The organism is Paucibacter sp. KCTC 42545 (genome assembly GCF_001477625.1).
Lineage (GTDB): Bacteria > Pseudomonadota > Gammaproteobacteria > Burkholderiales > Burkholderiaceae_C > Paucibacter_A.
Window position 1 is genome coordinate 3,618,662 of record NZ_CP013692.1, and the last position, 16,756, is coordinate 3,635,417.

Annotated in this window: 13 protein-coding genes; 2 read left to right on the forward strand and 11 right to left on the reverse strand. The window is 66.0% G+C overall.

Annotation, left to right across the window (positions count from 1 at the left end):
- Positions 1–8: 8 nt before the first annotated feature.
- The 11 genes from AT984_RS15650 to AT984_RS15700 form a co-directional block, all read right to left on the reverse strand.
- Positions 9–1,961, reverse strand: coding sequence for a sensor histidine kinase (locus AT984_RS15650; protein ID WP_058720889.1), 1,953 nt, complete (start codon positions 1,959–1,961; stop codon positions 9–11).
- A gap of 84 nt (positions 1,962–2,045) precedes the next feature.
- A complete protein-coding gene (locus AT984_RS15655) occupies positions 2,046–2,954 on the reverse strand; it encodes a hydroxymethylglutaryl-CoA lyase (protein WP_058720890.1) in 909 nt (302 codons plus the stop codon).
- Between the two features lies 1 nt (position 2,955).
- Positions 2,956–4,953 (reverse strand): acetyl-CoA carboxylase biotin carboxylase subunit, encoded by a 1,998-nt coding sequence (locus AT984_RS15660; RefSeq protein WP_058720891.1) that lies wholly within the window; start codon positions 4,951–4,953, stop codon positions 2,956–2,958.
- Positions 4,954–5,005: 52 nt separating this feature from the next.
- Positions 5,006–6,742, reverse strand: a complete 1,737-nt coding sequence (locus AT984_RS15665; RefSeq protein ID WP_156422055.1) for a hypothetical protein — start codon at positions 6,740–6,742, stop codon at positions 5,006–5,008.
- Positions 6,743–6,759: 17 nt separating this feature from the next.
- Positions 6,760–7,821 carry a biotin synthase BioB gene (bioB, locus tag AT984_RS15670; RefSeq protein WP_082680074.1) on the reverse strand — a complete coding sequence of 354 codons (1,062 nt, stop codon included), beginning with the start codon at positions 7,819–7,821 and terminating at the stop codon, positions 6,760–6,762.
- 45 nt (positions 7,822–7,866) lie between these two features.
- On the reverse strand, positions 7,867–8,592 hold the full coding sequence (gene bioD / locus AT984_RS15675; protein WP_058720893.1) for a dethiobiotin synthase: 726 nt from the start codon (positions 8,590–8,592) through the stop codon (positions 7,867–7,869).
- Positions 8,589–9,818, reverse strand: a complete 1,230-nt coding sequence (locus tag AT984_RS15680) for an aminotransferase class I/II-fold pyridoxal phosphate-dependent enzyme (RefSeq protein WP_058720894.1) — start codon at positions 9,816–9,818, stop codon at positions 8,589–8,591. Before AT984_RS15680 ends, bioD begins: the two co-directional genes overlap by 4 nt.
- A complete protein-coding gene (locus AT984_RS15685) occupies positions 9,808–11,229 on the reverse strand; it encodes an aminotransferase class III-fold pyridoxal phosphate-dependent enzyme (protein ID WP_082680075.1) in 1,422 nt (473 codons plus the stop codon). The genes AT984_RS15680 and AT984_RS15685 overlap by 11 nt, the downstream gene beginning before the upstream one ends.
- A 175-nt stretch (positions 11,230–11,404) precedes the next feature.
- Positions 11,405–12,181 (reverse strand): enoyl-CoA hydratase/isomerase family protein, encoded by a 777-nt coding sequence (locus AT984_RS15690; protein ID WP_156422229.1) that lies wholly within the window; start codon positions 12,179–12,181, stop codon positions 11,405–11,407.
- Between the two features lie 41 nt (positions 12,182–12,222).
- The gene (locus AT984_RS15695; protein WP_058720896.1) at positions 12,223–13,521 is read right to left on the reverse strand and encodes an alpha/beta hydrolase family protein; all 1,299 of its coding nucleotides are present in this window, start codon (positions 13,519–13,521) and stop codon (positions 12,223–12,225) included.
- A 93-nt stretch (positions 13,522–13,614) separates the two neighbouring features.
- The gene (locus tag AT984_RS15700) at positions 13,615–15,228 is read right to left on the reverse strand and encodes a carboxyl transferase domain-containing protein (RefSeq protein ID WP_058720897.1); all 1,614 of its coding nucleotides are present in this window, start codon (positions 15,226–15,228) and stop codon (positions 13,615–13,617) included.
- Between the two features lie 186 nt (positions 15,229–15,414).
- On the opposite strand from AT984_RS15700, the gene AT984_RS15705 reads away from it, so the two are divergent.
- Both AT984_RS15705 and AT984_RS15710 read left to right on the forward strand, forming a co-directional pair.
- Complete coding sequence (locus AT984_RS15705; protein WP_058720898.1) at positions 15,415–16,140, forward strand: TetR/AcrR family transcriptional regulator; 726 nt, start codon at positions 15,415–15,417, stop codon at positions 16,138–16,140.
- Positions 16,141–16,279: 139 nt separating this feature from the next.
- Positions 16,280–16,756, forward strand: a complete 477-nt coding sequence (locus AT984_RS15710; RefSeq protein ID WP_058720899.1) for a (2Fe-2S)-binding protein — start codon at positions 16,280–16,282, stop codon at positions 16,754–16,756.

A 16,756-nucleotide genomic window follows, 5' to 3' on the forward strand; every position in this document is an offset into this window, starting at 1 on the left:
CGCGCGGCTCAAGGCACAGGGGACTGCGCTAGCAGAGGCACTTCCTGCGCAGGAAGCTCCAACTGCAACCACTCGATCTCAAAGCGCGCGCCCTGTCCCGGCGCGCTCTTCACGCTCAGGCGGCCCTTGAGCTCCTTGCTGACCTGAGCCTGCGCTTTGAACAGGCCCAGGCCGCTGCGGCCTTGACCAAACTGAGTGGTCACGTAGGGGTCGAACACGCGCGGCAGCAGATCGGCGGCAATGCCGCGCCCCTGGTCTTGCACAGATAGCCACAGCTGATGACCGTTGCGCCCGGCGCTGACCCGCACCAGGCCCGCCTGCCCGGGCGGGTAAGCATGGCGCGCCACGTTCTGAAACAGCTGCACCAGCACATCATGGATGACCCCACTGGCCACGCTCAATGGCTCGGCCAGATCCAGCTGCAGGCTGAGCGCGCTGCTAGGCCCCAAGGCCTCGCGCCAAGCGGCCTGCACCAGCGTCGCGAGTGCCTCCTTGGCGGCGAGATCAAGCCGCGGTTCGGGTAACTCAGCGACGATTTCCTTGTAAGTGGCGATCAGCTTGAGGGCACGCTCAACATTGCTCAGCGACAAAGCACCACCCGTCGTCAGAGCAAGCACATCCGCCTGCAACCCTGAGCGCGACACCGCCCCCTGCTGCAAGCGTTGCTCAAGCGCCTGCCCCCGCGCCACCAAGCTGCTCAGCGCCGTCAGGGCAACGCCCAGCGGCGTGTTCAGCTCATGCGCAATCCCTGCCAACAAACTGCCGAGCGAAGCCAGGCGGCTGCTGGCAATCAACTCGTCTTGCAAGTCGTGCTGTAACTGAAGCGATTCGCTCAAAGCCTGATTCTGGCGCTCCAGCGCCTTGGCATGCGCTTGCGCATGTTCTCGGTCAATCTGAGCATGGTGCAGTTCCGCCTTCTCAAGCGCCATCGTCAAAGCCCTTTGGCTCGCCAAGCGCAGGTCGTCCAGCTCCCAGGCATGGGCTTGTTCAAGCGCCAGCAAAGCGCCTTGCCCATCGTCTGTTTGCATCAGCCAAGGCGCCAGCTCCCTGAGCCTCCGCGCGTGATGAGCGTTCTTGCTCTGCAAGGTCGCGAGGCCCGCAATGCTCTGCTGCATCAACTGCGCTGCACCGGCGAAGTCCTGGCTGGCGGCGCAGCACTTGGCCTGCGCGGCCAAGACCTCGGGCTCGAAGCGCTGCCGCGCGTAGTCGCCAATGCAGGCCAAGTAGGCACCCGCGCTGCTCACCGCTTGCTGGGCCTGGCCAGAGTCGCCCATCTCCAAAAAAGCCTCGGCCACGCCGGTCAAGGCATTGCAGGCCTCAGCCCAGCGCCGCTGCTCGACACTGAACTTCACGGCCGCCTGCGAGGCCTGCAGTCGCCGCTCCAGATCACCTTGGCGCCGGTAGGCCAGGGCGAGATCGGTGAGGGCCACCACCCACGGCCCCGGATACGCGGCCTCTTGGTAAAGCCTTGAAGCCGCCAGCAGGCATTCAATCTCGCGCTGAGTTTCCTGCTTCACGCAAAGACAGGCGGCCAGAGCGATCTGGTAGTGCGCCCTATCCTCCGGCGCCGTCGCGGCTTCGGCATTCAGATCGGTCAAGCGCGCCAACAACAGCGCCGCCTGCTCCACCTCGCCGATGAAGGCGTGAAGGTGGCAACTCTTGGCCAGCAAATAGATGCGGTAGGGCGCGCCCAGCCCTAGCTCGGTCCAACCCAGGCCAATCGCCAAGAACGGCCCCGTGGTGTGCCCCTGGAATTCCTCATCCAGCAAGCAAACCAAATGGGCCACCAGGGCCACCCCGAAATCACAGGGCGCCTCACGCTTCAGCTGCTCGAACAGAGCGAGCGTCGCCGGGAGTTGATCGCCGGCCTGGCTTGGCTCACCCCAGTAGCGAGTCTGCTCGGCCCTCAGCCAGGCCCAACGCTCGGCGGGAGAGGCAGGGGGGCTTGGCGGCTGCGGCATTCTTCGCTCCTGATGAACGAAAACATTCTGCGCCCAAAAAAGACGCCAAACTCAATGGACCGCAGCAGCGCTGTGAACTGCGCCCTAGCCCGCCCGCTTAGCCAGCAGCGCCCGCGCCACGCGGGACACCGGCGGCCGGCCCAGCACGCCGGAGATGAAGGCGCCGGCGTCGACCAGCTTGTCGAGGTCGATGCCGGTCTCAATGCCCAGACCGTTGAGCATGAAGACCACGTCCTCGCTGGCCACATTGCCGGTGGCGCCCTTGGCATAAGGGCAGCCGCCCAGGCCGGCCACGCTGGTGTCGAAATGGTGCACGCCCAGCTCCAGGCAAGCGTAGATATTGGCCAGCGCCTGGCCGTAGGTGTCGTGGAAATGGCCGCTGACCTCGACCAGCGGATAGTGCTTGAGTGCGCGCTCCATCGCGGCCTGCACCTTGCGCGGTGTGCCCACGCCGATGGTGTCCGCCACGCCCAGATGATCAACGCCGATGCCCTTCATCAGCAGCACCACACGTTCCACCTGATCGGCGCTGATATCGCCCTCGTAAGGGCAGCCCACGGCGCAAGACAAGGCACCGCGCACCTTGATGCCGGCGGCATGCGCGGCCTCAACCACCGGCGCGAAACGCTCAATGCTCTCGGCAATGCTGCAGTTGATGTTCTTCTGACTGAAGGCCTCGGAGGCGGCGGCGAACACCACCACCTCGTCGGGCCGGGTCAGCAGGGCCGATTCCAGCCCCTTCATATTCGGCGTTAGCACCGAGTAGCGCACGCCGGGCTGGCGCTCGATGGCGGCCATCACGGCCGCGTTGTCGGCCATCTGCGGCACCCACTTGGGCGACACAAAGCTGGTGACCTCGATTTCCTTCAGGCCGGCGCCTTGCAGCATGGCCACCAGCTGCGCCTTGTGCGCGGTGGAAACCGGCTCTTTCTCGTTTTGCAGGCCGTCGCGCGGGCCGACATCGACGAGGGTGACGTGATTGGGCAAATTCATCTCAGGCCTCCATGCGCAGCAACTCGGCACCATCGCCGATCTGATCGCCCACGGCGAACAGCAACTCGGCCACCACGCCGTCCTTGGGCGCGTTGATGGTGTGCTCCATCTTCATCGCCTCCATCACCGCCAGCGGCTGGCCCTTGCTCACTTTGTCGCCCACGGCGGCCAGGAAGCTGACCAGCTTGCCCGGCATGGGCGCCGTCAGGCGTCCCGCTTCAGCGGCGCCGTCGCCGGCATGGGCCAGGGCATCAATCTCGGTGATGTAGGCACTGCCTTGCGGCGCGAACACGGCCACGGTTTCGCCGTCGGCATAACTGTTCACCAGCACACGCTGCTGCGCCAGGCCCGAGCCCAAGAGCAGCTCATGGCGTTCCAGGCTGCTGGAGTTGACAGCAAAAGCCAGGGCCTCGCCGCCGTCGATGCTCAGCTGCATGCCGCCCTGGTGGTGGCGCGACAGCAGCACTGCGTGGCGCTGTGCGGCGATCTCCAGATCGAAGCGGCGCGCAGAGGCGCCGAACAAGCGCCAGCCGTCGCGACGGCTCCAAGGGTCGGCATCTTGTTGCTGCGCCTCGACGGCCAGGGTGTGGGCAACCACGGCGGCCGCGCTGATCTGCAGTGGCAGGCCCGGCTGTTCAAACAGAGCCGCGCGCTCGCGCTCGATCAGGGCTGTGTCCAGATCGGCGCTGGCAAAGGAAGCCGTGGCAGCGCAGCGGCGCAGAAAGGCCACATTGGTCTGCAGGCCGACGATATGGGTGTCGCGCAGGGCGGCGTCCAAGCGGGCCAGGGCCTGGGCTCGGTCCTCGCCCCAGACGATCAGCTTGGCGACCATGGAATCGTAGAAGGGGCTGATGGCATCGCCCTCGCCCACCCCGGCGTCGATCCGCACCGGGCCGCGCTCAAAAGCCACATGCTCGGGCCAGCGGGCCACGTTCAGCGCACCGGTGGCGGGCAGGAAACCGGCCTCGGGGTTCTCGGCGCAAATGCGCGCCTCGATGGCATGGCCATGCATGCTCAACTCGTCCTGCTTCAGCGGCAAGGGCTCGCCCGAGGCCACGCGCAGCTGCCACTCGACCAAATCCTGGCCGGTGATCGCCTCCGTCACCGGATGCTCGACCTGCAGGCGCGTGTTCATTTCCATGAAATAGAAGCGCCCGTCTTGCTCGCAGATGAACTCCACCGTGCCGGCACCGCTGTAGCCCACGGCCTTGGCCGCCGCGACGGCCGCGCCACCCATCTGGGCACGGCGCTCGGCCGTCATACCCGGGGCCGGGGCTTCCTCGAGCACCTTCTGATGGCGGCGCTGGACCGAGCAATCGCGCTCAAACAGGTAGACACAGTCGCCGAAGTTGTCGCCGAAGACCTGGATCTCGATATGACGTGGGCGCTGCACATAACGCTCGATCAGCACCGCATCGTCGCCAAAGCTGTTGATGGCCTCGCGCTTGCATGAAGCCAGCGCGGCATCAAACTCGTCGGCGCTGGGCACGGCCCGCATGCCCTTGCCGCCACCGCCGGCGCTGGCCTTGATCAAGACGGGGAAACCGATGCGCACAGCCTCGGCCTTGAGCAGGGCCGGGTCTTGATCGGCGCCGTGGTAGCCAGGCACCAGGGGTACACCGGCCGCTTCCATCAAGCGCTTGGACTCGGCCTTCAAGCCCATGGCCTGAATGGCGCTGGCCGGCGGGCCGATGAAGACCAGACCATGCGCGGCGCAGGCCTGCGCGAACTCCTCGTTCTCGCTCAGAAAGCCATAGCCTGGATGGACCGCTTCGGCGCCGGTGGCCTTGGCGGCATCGATGATGCGCTGCCACTGCAGGTAGGAATCACGCGGCGCTGGGCCACCGATCAGCACCGCCTCGTCGCAAGCCTGCACATGGCGGGCCTGGGCATCGGCCTCGGAATACACGGCCACGGTCTTCACGCCGATGCGGCGCGCAGTGGCCGCCACGCGGCAAGCGATTTCGCCGCGGTTGGCGATCAGGATCTTCTTAAACATGGCTTGGTCTCCTCTTGGCCCGGAAATTCGTCCGGCTTGTATTGCATGGGGCTCACAGCCCCAGTCGACGCAAAGCGTCTGCCCGCAGGCGAATCACTTGATTCATAGGCGGCGTCGGCAAGCTCGATGGGCAAGCCAGCTCGGTGTCCGGGCCCGCTGCATAGCGAACTGCGATCGGTTGCCCGCCCTGACATGTCTTTGCCACAGCCGCATATGCCGCCACAGGGTCGGCCAGCACCGGCTGCCCTGCCAAGGATTCGACCTCACCACTGACACGAAGGCTGCGGCACTGCACAGCTGGGTCCAACCTGAAGGCCTGGGGCAAGGTCCAGAAACCGACAGAGCCGCCGCAATCGCTGCCCATCAAGGCGGACATCAGCGCGGCGGCCGACTGCCTGCGCATGCCCAAGGGCAGCTGCTCGCTGCGCTGCACCGGCTCGGGATCAGCTAGGCCCAGCGCTTGAAGGCGCGCCAAGAGTCCGCTGGCAAAAGGCTGCTGCGGGTCCTGCAAGAGCTGCGCCATCGCAGCCGCGGCGGAACCTGCATCGGCCCAGACCACAAAGCCGGCCACGTCCAGCGGGCGTTCCTTGCTGTGCAAAGGCGCCATCTGAGCCAAGGCCGACAGCTTGTCGTCGCGGGCCGTGCGCTGGGCTTGGCCGAGCAACATCAGACTCATGCCGCAGGCATAGGCGTCGTCACCTTGGCGCCCCGGCTTCATGGCGGCAGCCACTTGCGCACCGCGGGCGGCCACGCAGTTGTTCAGGTTCGACTCGATATCGGCACGCAGCTCCGCGGCATCCAGAAGCGACTGCTCGCGCATGAGCAAGCGAGCCATCCATTCGGCATGGCCCTCATGCAGCCAGGGGCGCTGCTGATCGGTGCCGAACAGCCCGCTGTTCCACCAGTGCACCACCTCATGCGTGACGAAACCTTCCAAGGCGGTGCCGGGCATGGTCTCCAGCGTCCTCGGCAGGCGCAGACGCATCATGCGCCCGGCCGTGGTGTCGCCGTGAAAACCAGGCAGGTCCGATACCGCGGTGACCACCGCGCCCGGCCCGGGCAAGGCCGCACCATAGAGTTGGGTCAGGCGGGCCAAGGTGTAGTCGAGCACTTTTCGTATGCGTGCAACTCGTGCGTTATCCAGGACCGGGTCGACCAGGACATTGACACCGGGCAAGGCGAGCAGTCCCGTGGAACTTCCCATGTACACATACTGGGCCACGCCGAGAGCACGGACTTCATCGCGAGAGGCGCCGGCCAGGACGCGATCCACTTGCTCCGCGCTCGCGCTTTGCTCGACGGGCGCGCGCTCCACACGGCCCTGATGGATGACGATGCCGCCTTGCGGCGGCAGCCAGCGCCAACGCAAGCCATGGCCCTTGAGCAGGACCGCTGCATGGCCGCTGTAAGCGAGCACCCCGCTGGAGTCGCTGAGCGGCTGGGCCGCTTCGTAGGTCGCATCCAGCGCCAAAACGCGCGCCTTCAGGCGCAGCACGGCGCTGCGGCAGTCGGGCTCTTGGCGCAGCCGGATACCGGTCGCCGTCAGCTCTGTGCATGAGCCTTGCGGCTTCATCATCTCGCCGCGCCAGCGCTTGTGAGCGTCCCGGTCGGCATCGAAAAAACTCAGCTCATGCACACCCTCGGGAGGCGTGTAACGGATTTCCAGCTCATCGCCCGGAAGCAGCTGCTGACTGATCAAGAGCTCTCCGGCCTTCGCCTGGGCGCCCAAGGCCAAGGCTCCGACGGCGGCGCACAGGATGCGCCGCCAGGTCGATGCACACAAACTCATGGCCATGCTCCGCGCCATCAGTGGCCGTGCGAACAGCCAGCCGGCGCCTCTTGCGGCGCCAGATTGGCCTCGCTGGCGCAGCGCATGCCCAAACGGTTCAGCAAGGCACGATCTTTCTCCGCCTGCGGATTCGAGGTGGTGAGCAGCTTGTCGCCATAGAACATCGAATTGGCACCGGCCAGGAAGCACAGCGCTTGCATGCTCTCGGGCATCTCTTCACGGCCGGCCGACAGGCGCACCATCGCGCGCGGCATGGTAATGCGAGCGACCGCGATGGAGCGGATGAACTCGAAGGGGTCCAGCGCTTCGGTGCCCTTGTCGGCCAGCGGCGTGCCTTCGACCTGCACCAAGTTGTTGATCGGCACCGACTCCGGGTAGGGATTCAGATTGGCCAGCTGCACGATCAAGCCGGCACGCTGGCGGCGGGTTTCGCCCATGCCGACGATGCCGCCGGAGCAGACCTTCAAGCCCACATTGCGCACGCGGTCCAGGGTGTCCAGACGGTCTTGATAAGTGCGAGTGGTGATGATCTGGCCGTAGAACTCGGGCGAGGTGTCGAGGTTGTGGTTGTAGTAATCCAGGCCGGCTTCGGCCAATTGCTCGGCTTGGCCGTCACCCAACATGCCGGCGGTCAGGCAGGTTTCCAGGCCCATGGCTTTGACTTCCTTGACCATCTCGCCAATGGCTTCCAGATGACGCTCTTTCGGCGAGCGCCAGGCAGCGCCCATGCAGAAACGCGTGGCGCCATTGGCTTTTGCTGCGCGGGCGGCTTCCAGCACTTCTTGCAGCGGGATCAGCTTTTCGGCCTTGAGGCCGGTGTCGAAGTGGGCCGACTGCGGGCAGTAGGCGCAATCCTCTTCGCAGCCGCCGGTCTTGATGGACAGCAGCGTGGACAGCTGCACCGCATTGGCGTCGAAGTTCTCGCGGTGCACTTGCTGCGCCTTGAACATCAGGTCGTTGAAGGGCAGGTCGAACAGGGCGGTGACTTCATTCACCGTCCAGGGCTTGTCATTGCGGCGGTCGTCGTCCCGGGTGGGGGTCAGCGATTGGATTTGATTGGTGGTTTGCGAGTGGCTCATAGCGATTCCAGGGCAGGCAAGAAAAACGGTTCGGATCAGTTCGGGTCAGACCAAGCGCTGCGGCGGCAGCGCTTGAAGATTCAAATGTTCGGCCACGGCGGCGGCCGTAGGAAGCTTCAAACGGGGTATATGGCCCCAGCAAGGCGCGGCCAGGGCCGCATCCAGCGCGGCCAGATTGTCGGTGACATGGGGCATGGTCGGATCCACGGTGTTGGCCACCCAGCCGACCAGCGTCAGGCCACGGGCGCGGATGGCTTCGGCCGTCAGCAAAGCATGGTTGATGCAGCCCAGGCGCAGGCCCACCACCAAGACCACCGGCAGCGCCAGCTCAGCCGCTAGATCGGCGGTGTCAAAGCCCGCGCTCAGGGGCACGCGGAAGCCGCCCACCCCTTCCACCAGGGCGAAGTCGCCCAGGGCGGCACTGGCGCGAATGGCGGCCAGCACGGCGTGGCGCTCGATGCTGCGGCCTTCCATCGCCGCGGCGATATGCGGTGCGCAGGCGGCGCGGTACTGCAGCGGGCCGACTTGCTCCGGGCTCATGCCGATGTTTTGCGCGGCGTGCAGTTGCTGCACGTCTTCGTTGACCCATTGGCCGTCCACCAGATCCTGGCCGGCGGCCAGGGGCTTGATGGGCGCCACGCGCAGGCCGGTCTGGCTCAGCGCATGGGTCAGGCCAGCGGTGATGCAGGTCTTGCCAATTTCGGTGTCGGTGCCGGTGATGAACAGGCCTTTGAAGCTGGCCGCCTGAGAGGCTGTTGTGTTGGCACTCATGCAGCCACCTTGTCCATATCAGCGGCGGCAGCGCTCAGCGCCGACAAGAGCTCATCCACATCCGCTTCGCTATGCGTGGCGCACAAGGTGATGCGCAAACGGGCCTCGCCCTTGGGCACGGTGGGCGGGCGAATGCCCGGCACGCGCAGGCCTTGCGCCTCCAGGCGCGCGGCCAGGGCCATCACCTCGGCATTGCCGCCGATGATCAGCGGCTGAACAGGCGTGTCCGAGGGCGGCAAGCGCCAGCCCAGGGCTGGGTGGCGCTGCAGGATCGCATCCACACCACGGCGCAGCTGAGCCTGGCGCAAACGCAGATTGGCGCGGCGCGCGCGGCCCAGCTCGCCGTCGATCAAGGCAAAGCTGGTCAGCAGCGCATGCTCCACGGCCGGTGGCGAAGCGGTAGAGAAGATGTAGTTGCGCGCCGCTTGCAGCAGGTATTGGGTGATGGTGGCATGAGCTACCACAAAAGCGCCCGCGAGGCCGGCGGCCTTGCCCAGGGTGCCGACCAGGATCAGGCGTTCGCTGCTGAGATTGAAATGCTCCAGCGAGCCGCGCCCCTGCTCACCCAGCACGCCAAAGCCGTGGGCGTCGTCCACGATCAGCCAGGCGTCGAACTCTTCGGCCAAGGCCAGCAGCGCGGGCAGCGGCGCCAGGTCGCCGTCCATGCTGAACACAGCGTCGGTGATGATGAGCTTGACCTTGGCCGTGCTGGCCGCCAGCAGCGCGCGCAGGCCGGCCACATCGGCGTGGCCATAGCGCTTCACCTCGGCCCGCGCCAGACGGGTGCCGTCGATCAAGGAGGCGTGGTTCCAGGCTTCCGAAAAGATCTCGGCGCCTTCGTCGCCCAGCGCCGTCACCACGGCCAAGTTCGCCATATAGCCGGTGCAAAAGCCCAGGGCCGTGGCCTGCGGGATATGCGGCTTGAACCAGGCGCCCAGGGTCTGCGCCACTTGCTCGTGAGCGCGGCTGTGGCCGCTGATCAGTGGCGAAGCGCCGGAGCCGCCACCGTACAGCTGCGCGCCTTCAATCAGCGCGGCCTGGATGGCGGGCTCGGCGGCCAGGCCCAGATAGTCGTTGGAGCAGAACATCAGCAGCTCGCGCGTGCGGCCGTCGGCGCCACGCACTTGTTGGCGCGGGGCAGTAGCACTTTCGGCTTGACGCAGAAAACGGGTGAGGCTTTGAGCCTCGATGGCGCGCAGCTTGGCGCTTAAATGATCAAGCAACATGGGGTTGGTCCGCAATATCGGACGAGGGCAATTGGGACAGTACTTCGTCCAGGGTCAGCGTGACTGCGCGGGCCAGGAAGGCGGCCGTATCGGCGTCAATCACATAGGGCGGCATCAGGTAGACGGTGTTGCCGATCGGGCGGATCAGCAGCTCATGCGCACGCGCTGCCAGATGGAATCTCTCGGCGAAGCGCAGGCCAGGCTCTTGCACATCAAAGGCCAAGATCATGCCCAGCTGGCGCAGGTGCTTGACGTTTGGGTGGGCAGCCAGCGGCGCAAAGGCCTCGCGCAGCAGCGCGGCTTGCTGGGCGTTGGCCTGCAGCTGGCCGGCATCGAACCGGTCCAGCACCGCATTGGCGGCCGCGCAGGCCAGGGCATTGCCGGTGTAGGAATGCGAGTGCAAAAAGCCGCGTGCGACGTCCTCGCTCCAGAAGGCCTGATACACCGCCTCGGTCGTCAGCACCAGCGACAGCGGCATGGTGCCGCCGGTGATGCCTTTGGACAGAGTAATGAAGTCCGGCCACAGCTCATTGGAAGGGTCGGCCTCAGCGTCCAAGTGGGCAGGCACGGTCGCCGATGACCGGGCGTGCGCATGCTCCCACGCGAAGAATGTGCCCGTGCGGCCGCAGCCCATGGCGATTTCATCGACGATCAGATGCACCTCGAACTCGGTACACAAGGCCCGCACGCCGCGCAAGTATTCGGCCGCGTACATCACCATGCCGGCGGCGCCCTGCACCAGGGGCTCGATGATGACGGCGGCGATCTGGCTGCCGCGCTCGCTCAGCAGCGCCCGCATGGCGGCAAGCGCCTGCGCTTCATTGCCCAGCCGGGCGTCGGGTGATTCAACGATGTGGGCCCGCATCAAGAGCGGGTCATAGGCATCGCGGAACACCTTCACATCGGTGACGGCCAAGGCGCCGATGGTCTCGCCGTGATAGCCGTTCTTCAGGCAGACGAACTCGCGCTTCTCGGACCGGCCCCGGTTGCGCCAGCTGTGAAAGCTCTGCTTGAGCGCAATCTCCACCGCGCTGGCGCCATCACTGCCGAAGAAGACATGGCCCAGCGCGCCGCCGGTGCGCGCGCTCAGGCGCTCGGCCAGGCGCACCGCCGGCGCATGCGTGCAGCCGGCCAGCATCACATGCGGCAAGGTGTCGAGCTGCTGCTTGATAGCCGCATTGATGCCCGCATCGGCATGGCCGAAGAGGTTGACCCACCAGCTGCTGTTGGCATCGAAATAGCGCCGGCCGTCCATATCGAAGAGCCAGCCGCCCTCGCCCCGCGCGATGGGCAGTGGCGGCGTGATTTGGGCGCGCGCCATCTGCGTGCAGGGGTGCCACACCGCCGCCAGGCTGCGTTGCTGCCATTGCTGGCTGAGGGCGGATAAATCGCTGGGAGGGGTACTGCTCATGGACGGGGAAGGCGGGCGGGCAAGAAAAGGAAAAAAAGGAATGGGCTTGGGCAAGGCAAAAAGAACATAAGGGGCGATCCGGTCAAAGCGCCGACCGAAGCCAGCAACTCACCACCGCTGCGTTGCCCGATTGGCGCCGCGCAGCGGGCGCCAATGGTGCCAGCTATTGCTCCCCTCAGCTCATGAGCCAGGCCGGTGGGCGCTTGGCCAAAAAGCTCTGCACGCCCTCGCGGCCTTCTTCGCTGGCGCGGATGTCGGCGATGCGGCGGGCGGTGTCCTCGCGCAGCTCGGGCGTGATGGCGCGGTGCGCAACATCCTGTACCAGCTTTTTGCAAGCTCGCACGGCCGCCGGGCCGTTGGCCACGATGGCGGCAGCCAAGGCATCGACCTGGGCATCCAGCGTCTCGGCGCTGGCCAGCTCATGCACCAAGCCGTGCGCCAGGGCACGCTCGGCGCTGAAGCGCTCGGCGGTGACGAAGTAGCGCCGCGAGGCTTGCTCGCCCAAGGCCCGCACCACATAGGGCGCGATGGTGGCGGGCAGCAGGCCCAGCTTGGCTTCCGAGAGGCAGAAGGTGGCGGACTCCGCCGCCACCACCACATCGCAGGCCGACAGCAGGCCCACACCGCCCGCGAAGGCATCACCCTGCACCCGCGCGATCACCGGCACCGGGCAGCTGTAAATGGCCCAGAGCATTTCCGCCAGGCGCTTGGCATCGCTGTAGTTCTCCTCCCAGCCGTAATGGGCCATGGACTTCATCCAGTTGAGGTCGGCGCCGGCGCAAAAAGCCTTGCCGGCGGCCGCCAGCACGATGACACGCACGGCCGGGTCGGCGCCCAGCTGGCCAAAAGCACGGCCCAGCTCCTCGATCACTTGCTCATTGAAGGCATTGCGCAACTCGGGGCGATTCAGCGTGAGCCGGGCCACGCCGCCCTGGGTTTGCAGGGTCAGCATCTGGTAGTCGTTCGTGGTTTTTGTTGTCATCGTCGTCGTCATCACTGATTGTCCTTCCAGACTACGTCCTCATTGACCGCATAGAAATCGCAGGGTTTGCCGCTGCGGCGCTGGCAAAAGCTCAGCGCCCGCGACATCGCGTCATCCCCCGAGGCATAGCCCCACTGGCCGGACTTGTTCAACACATAGGCGCGCGGTGGCTTGGACGCCAGAAAGCGCCGGTAGCCGTCCAATGCGGCCTCGCTGCGCACAGGCAGGGCCGACTCATCATCGAGCGCCGCAAAGCGGCTGGCCGCGGGCGGCTGCAGCTGGCCCGGCTGCGCGAAGCCCAGCGGCGCCAAAAAGGCATCGACCATGGGTTGCCAGACATCGTTGGCGGCGGAAAAAAGCTTGTGGCCATCGTCGCCGATGGCGGGCAGCAAGCGGTAATCCGCCACACCACCGGCCTGGCGATAGACCTGCGCCCAGTTGCCGGAGTGGCGCGGGGAGAAGTAATGGTCGTTCTCGGTGTAGACCCACAGCGTGGGCGTGGCGCCGCGCGCCGGTGTGGCTTGGCGCAAAGGAGGGGGCGCCGTCGCGCCTGCCGAAGCATCGGCGCCGTCGCCATCCGCACTGCCGCTGCCTGCATTCAAAGCGCCCATGCGGGCGTAGAGCCGGTCCAGCTGGGCCGACTGACAGGGCTCACCGCGATGGTTCACCGGGCTGCCCCCGTGACCACCGGCGAAGTTGATGGCGGCCACCAGCCCGGGCGGGCGCAGCGCAGCCGCAGCCAGGGTGGAGATGCCGCCCACCGACTGCCCCACCAGCACCAGCCGGTTCGGGTCCACAAAGGCTTCGGCCGCCAGGTACTTGGCGACCTTGATGATTTGCTGGGCCGCCGCCGTTACGGCCGGCGCATAGCGCGGGCTGTTGCAGGCGATGCTGTCTTCCGGGTCGCCACGCGAGGCCAGCTCGCCATAACCCAGGCGTAGCGGCACCGCCACCACAAAGCCCTTGCGCAGGAAAAAGCGCGCGGCCGATTCAAAGCGCTGGCGCGGATAGCTGGCGCGTGTTTCGGTATTGCGGCCGTGGCTGATGATGACCAAGGGATGGGGGCCGGCGCCCTCGGGGCGGAACAGCGTCACCGGCAACTCGCCGCTGACCTCGCGGCCAAAAGCATCGAGCACCGCCACCGGCACGCGCAGCACGGCTTCACGCACATCCTGCTGCAGGGGGCTCTCCGCCTGGGCCAAGAGCGAGCCGTGCGCAGCGCAGACCATCAAGCCGGCCAGCAAACCACGCCTGAGCTGGCGCACAGTGGCGCGACCAGAGCGCCGAGAAGCGGCGTGGCGCGTCTTCATGACTGCGGCCGGCAGCAAGCCGTGCTGAATCGTTTCGATGCATTGCAGCGCGCCATGTGCACCTCCAAACCTAGGAGCCGCCATTTTTTCACATCACATCCGGAACACGCCGAACTTGGTCTCGGCGATGGGGGCATTGAGCGCCGCGGCCAGGCCCAAGGCCAGCACACGGCGGGTATCGGCCGGGTCGATCACGCCGTCATCCCACAAGCGCGCCGAAGCGTAGTACGGGTGCCCCTGGTCTTCGTACTGCTGGCGGATCGGCGCCTTGAAGGCTTCTTCTTCTGCCGCACTCCAGCTGCCGCCCTTGGCCTCCAGGCCATCGCGCTTGACCGTGGCCAGCACGGAAGCGGCCTGCTCGCCGCCCATCACCGAGATGCGCGCATTCGGCCACATCCACAAGAAACGCGGCGAGTAAGCGCGGCCGCACATGCCGTAATTGCCGGCGCCGAATGAGCCGCCAATGATGATGGTGAACTTGGGCACCTGGGCGCAGGCCACGGCCGTGACCATCTTGGCCCCCGCGCGGGCGATGCCCTCGTTTTCGTACTTGCGGCCGACCATGAAGCCGGTGATGTTCTGCAAGAACACCAGCGGGATCTTGCGCTGGCAGCACAGCTCGATGAAGTGCGCACCCTTGTTGGCGCTCTCGGCAAACAAGATGCCGTTGTTGGCGACGATGCCCACCGGCATGCCCTCGATATGAGCGAAGCCGCAGACCAGGGTGGCGCCGTAGCGGGCCTTGAACTCGTCGAAGTCGGAGCCGTCGACCACCCGCGCAATCACCTCGCGCACATCGAAGGGCTTGCGGGTGTCGGTCGGGATCACGCCGTGCAATTCGGCGGCATCAAACAGCGGCGCACGCGGCGGCTGCAAGAGCAGATCGCCCTGACCCAGCTTGCGCCAGTTCAGCGCGGCAATCGACTGGCGCGCAATCGCCAGCGCATGGGTGTCGTTATTGGCCAGATGGTCGGCCACGCCGGAGAGGCGGGTGTGCACATCGCCACCGCCCAGGTCCTCGGCCGTCACCACCTCGCCGGTGGCCGCCTTCACCAGCGGCGGGCCGCCCAGGAAGATGGTGCCCTGGTTCTTGACGATGATGGTCTCGTCGCTCATGGCTGGCACATAAGCGCCGCCAGCCGTGCAAGAGCCCATCACCACGGCGATCTGCGGCACGCCCTGGGCCGAGAGATTGGCCTGGTTGTAGAAGATGCGGCCGAAATGGTCGCGGTCCGGGAAGACCTCGTCCTGATTGGGCAGATTGGCGCCGCCCGAGTCCACCAGATAGACACAGGGCAGGCGGTTCTGCTGCGCGATCTCTTGCGCGCGCAGATGCTTTTTCACCGTGATGGGGTAATAGGTGCCGCCCTTCACGGTGGCATCGTTGCAGACAATCATGCAATCCACCCCGGAGACGCGGCCGATGCCGGCAATGATGCCGCCGCCGGGTGCGGCGTTGTCATACATATTCAGGCCGGCCAGGGGCGCCAGTTCCAGAAACGGCGTGCCGGGATCCAAAAGCATTTCCACCCGGTCGCGCGGCAAGAGCTTGCCCCGGCCGGTGTGTTTGGCACGGGCCGCCTCGCCGCCACCCTGGGCGATTTGCGCCAAACGGGCATTCAAGTCATCCAGCAGTCCGCGCATGGCGTCGGCATTGGACTTGAAGTCGGCAGAGCGGGCATTGAGCTTGGTCGAGAGTGCGGCCATGAGGTCTCCGGCGGAAGGTGGCGTCACGCAATCGATCGGTCGTTCAATCGATTTGAGTGAGGCTCAAGTTTTTTCGGCAAATACAAACGCCTTGTGGCAGCTTGCAAAGCGGTGAGGATATTGAATCAGCGGGATTTGCACAAGACGGACTTGAGCTTTACTCAATTATTACGCAGAATCCAGCCCGTGACAGCCCTCAGCCCTACCGCCCCCACCCAAACTCGCCCATCGGCCAGGCCACCCGCACGCCGGGCCCCCGCCAGCGCCAAGGCCGAGCAGCGCGTGCGCGACATTCTGCGCGTCGGCCGCGAGGTGTTTGCGGAACGCGGCTTCGAGCAAGCCACCACCATCGAGATCGCGCAACGCCTGGGCATCTCCGAGGCCACCGTCTTCACCTACTTCCACGGCAAGCGCGAACTGTGCATGCGGGTGATTCAAGACTGGTATGCCGAGATCATCGGCGCCATCGAAACCGGCCTGCCGCGCAGCGCCAGCGTGCGCGAGCAGCTGGAGTTCATGGTCCACACCCATCTGCGCCTCTTCCTGCAGCAAGGCACCGGCCTGTGCGCCCTGGTCTTGTCCGAAGGGCGCAGCCAGGGCCATGCGCTGGGCGAAGCCTTCATCGAACTGCAACGCCGCTACACCGCGCCGCTGATGGCCTTGCTGGCCCAGGGCCAGGCCAGCGCCGAGCTGCGCCAAGACGTGCCGCTGCGCCTGATGCGCAATCTGGTGCTGGGCCCGATGGAGCAAATGCTCTGGGAAGTGGTGCTGACCGGCCGGCAAATCGACATCGAACAAAGCGCCAAGGACTTGGTGGCCCTGCTGTGGCCAGCGCTGCAAGCACCGGAGCAGGAACTGCAAGCCCTGCGCCGCCTGCGCAGTGATCTGGAAGCGACGTTGAAGCGGGGCTGAGCCGGACCTGGCCATGGGCGACTGGCGGCTTGCGCCTGTGCTGCAAGCCCAAAATTCGCACGCAAGCAAACTCAGCCGGAAAGCGTTACGCTGTCGCCCACCCTGACACCGTCCCTTCCCCGCTGGAGCCCTGCCCATCATGATCAAAATGACCGTCAACGGCCGCGCCGTCGCGCTGGATGCCGACCCGAGCGAGCCTCTGCTGTGGGCTTTGCGTGAAGACCTGCAACTCACTGGCACCAAATTCGGTTGCGGCATGGCTTTGTGTGGCGCCTGCACCGTGCACCTGGACGGCCAACCGGTACGCGCCTGCTCAACCCCCTTGTCGGTGGCCGCAGGCAAGAAGGTCACCACCATCGAAGGCGTGGGCGCCAGCAGAGTTGGCAAGGCCACGCAAGCAGCGTGGGTCAAGCTCGATGTGCCGCAGTGCGGCTACTGCCAGAGCGGCCAGATCATGAGTGCCTGCGCCCTGCTGGCCAGCAAGAAGAATCCAAACGATGCCGATATTGACGCCGCCATGAGCGGCAATCTGTGCCGCTGCGGCACCTACAACCAGATCCGCGCCGCCATTCATGTGGCCGCCGATTCGCTCAACGGCAAGAAAGTAGGGGCTTGA

Coding starts and splice junctions, on each gene's coding strand:
- AT984_RS15690 (WP_156422229.1), bottom strand. CDS start 12,181: ATGCTGACCCTGCAAACCCAGGGCGGCGTGGCCCGGCTCACGCTGAAT.
- AT984_RS15695 (WP_058720896.1), bottom strand. CDS start 13,521: ATGAAGACGCGCCACGCCGCTTCTCGGCGCTCTGGTCGCGCCACTGTG.
- AT984_RS15650 (WP_058720889.1), bottom strand. CDS start 1,961: ATGCCGCAGCCGCCAAGCCCCCCTGCCTCTCCCGCCGAGCGTTGGGCC.
- AT984_RS15665 (WP_156422055.1), bottom strand. CDS start 6,742: ATGAGTTTGTGTGCATCGACCTGGCGGCGCATCCTGTGCGCCGCCGTC.
- AT984_RS15660 (WP_058720891.1), bottom strand. CDS start 4,953: ATGTTTAAGAAGATCCTGATCGCCAACCGCGGCGAAATCGCTTGCCGC.
- AT984_RS15685 (WP_082680075.1), bottom strand. CDS start 11,229: ATGAGCAGTACCCCTCCCAGCGATTTATCCGCCCTCAGCCAGCAATGG.
- bioB (WP_082680074.1), bottom strand. CDS start 7,821: ATGAGCCACTCGCAAACCACCAATCAAATCCAATCGCTGACCCCCACC.
- bioD (WP_058720893.1), bottom strand. CDS start 8,592: ATGAGTGCCAACACAACAGCCTCTCAGGCGGCCAGCTTCAAAGGCCTG.
- AT984_RS15710 (WP_058720899.1), top strand. CDS start 16,280: ATGATCAAAATGACCGTCAACGGCCGCGCCGTCGCGCTGGATGCCGAC.
- AT984_RS15700 (WP_058720897.1), bottom strand. CDS start 15,228: ATGGCCGCACTCTCGACCAAGCTCAATGCCCGCTCTGCCGACTTCAAG.
- AT984_RS15655 (WP_058720890.1), bottom strand. CDS start 2,954: ATGAATTTGCCCAATCACGTCACCCTCGTCGATGTCGGCCCGCGCGAC.
- AT984_RS15680 (WP_058720894.1), bottom strand. CDS start 9,818: ATGTTGCTTGATCATTTAAGCGCCAAGCTGCGCGCCATCGAGGCTCAA.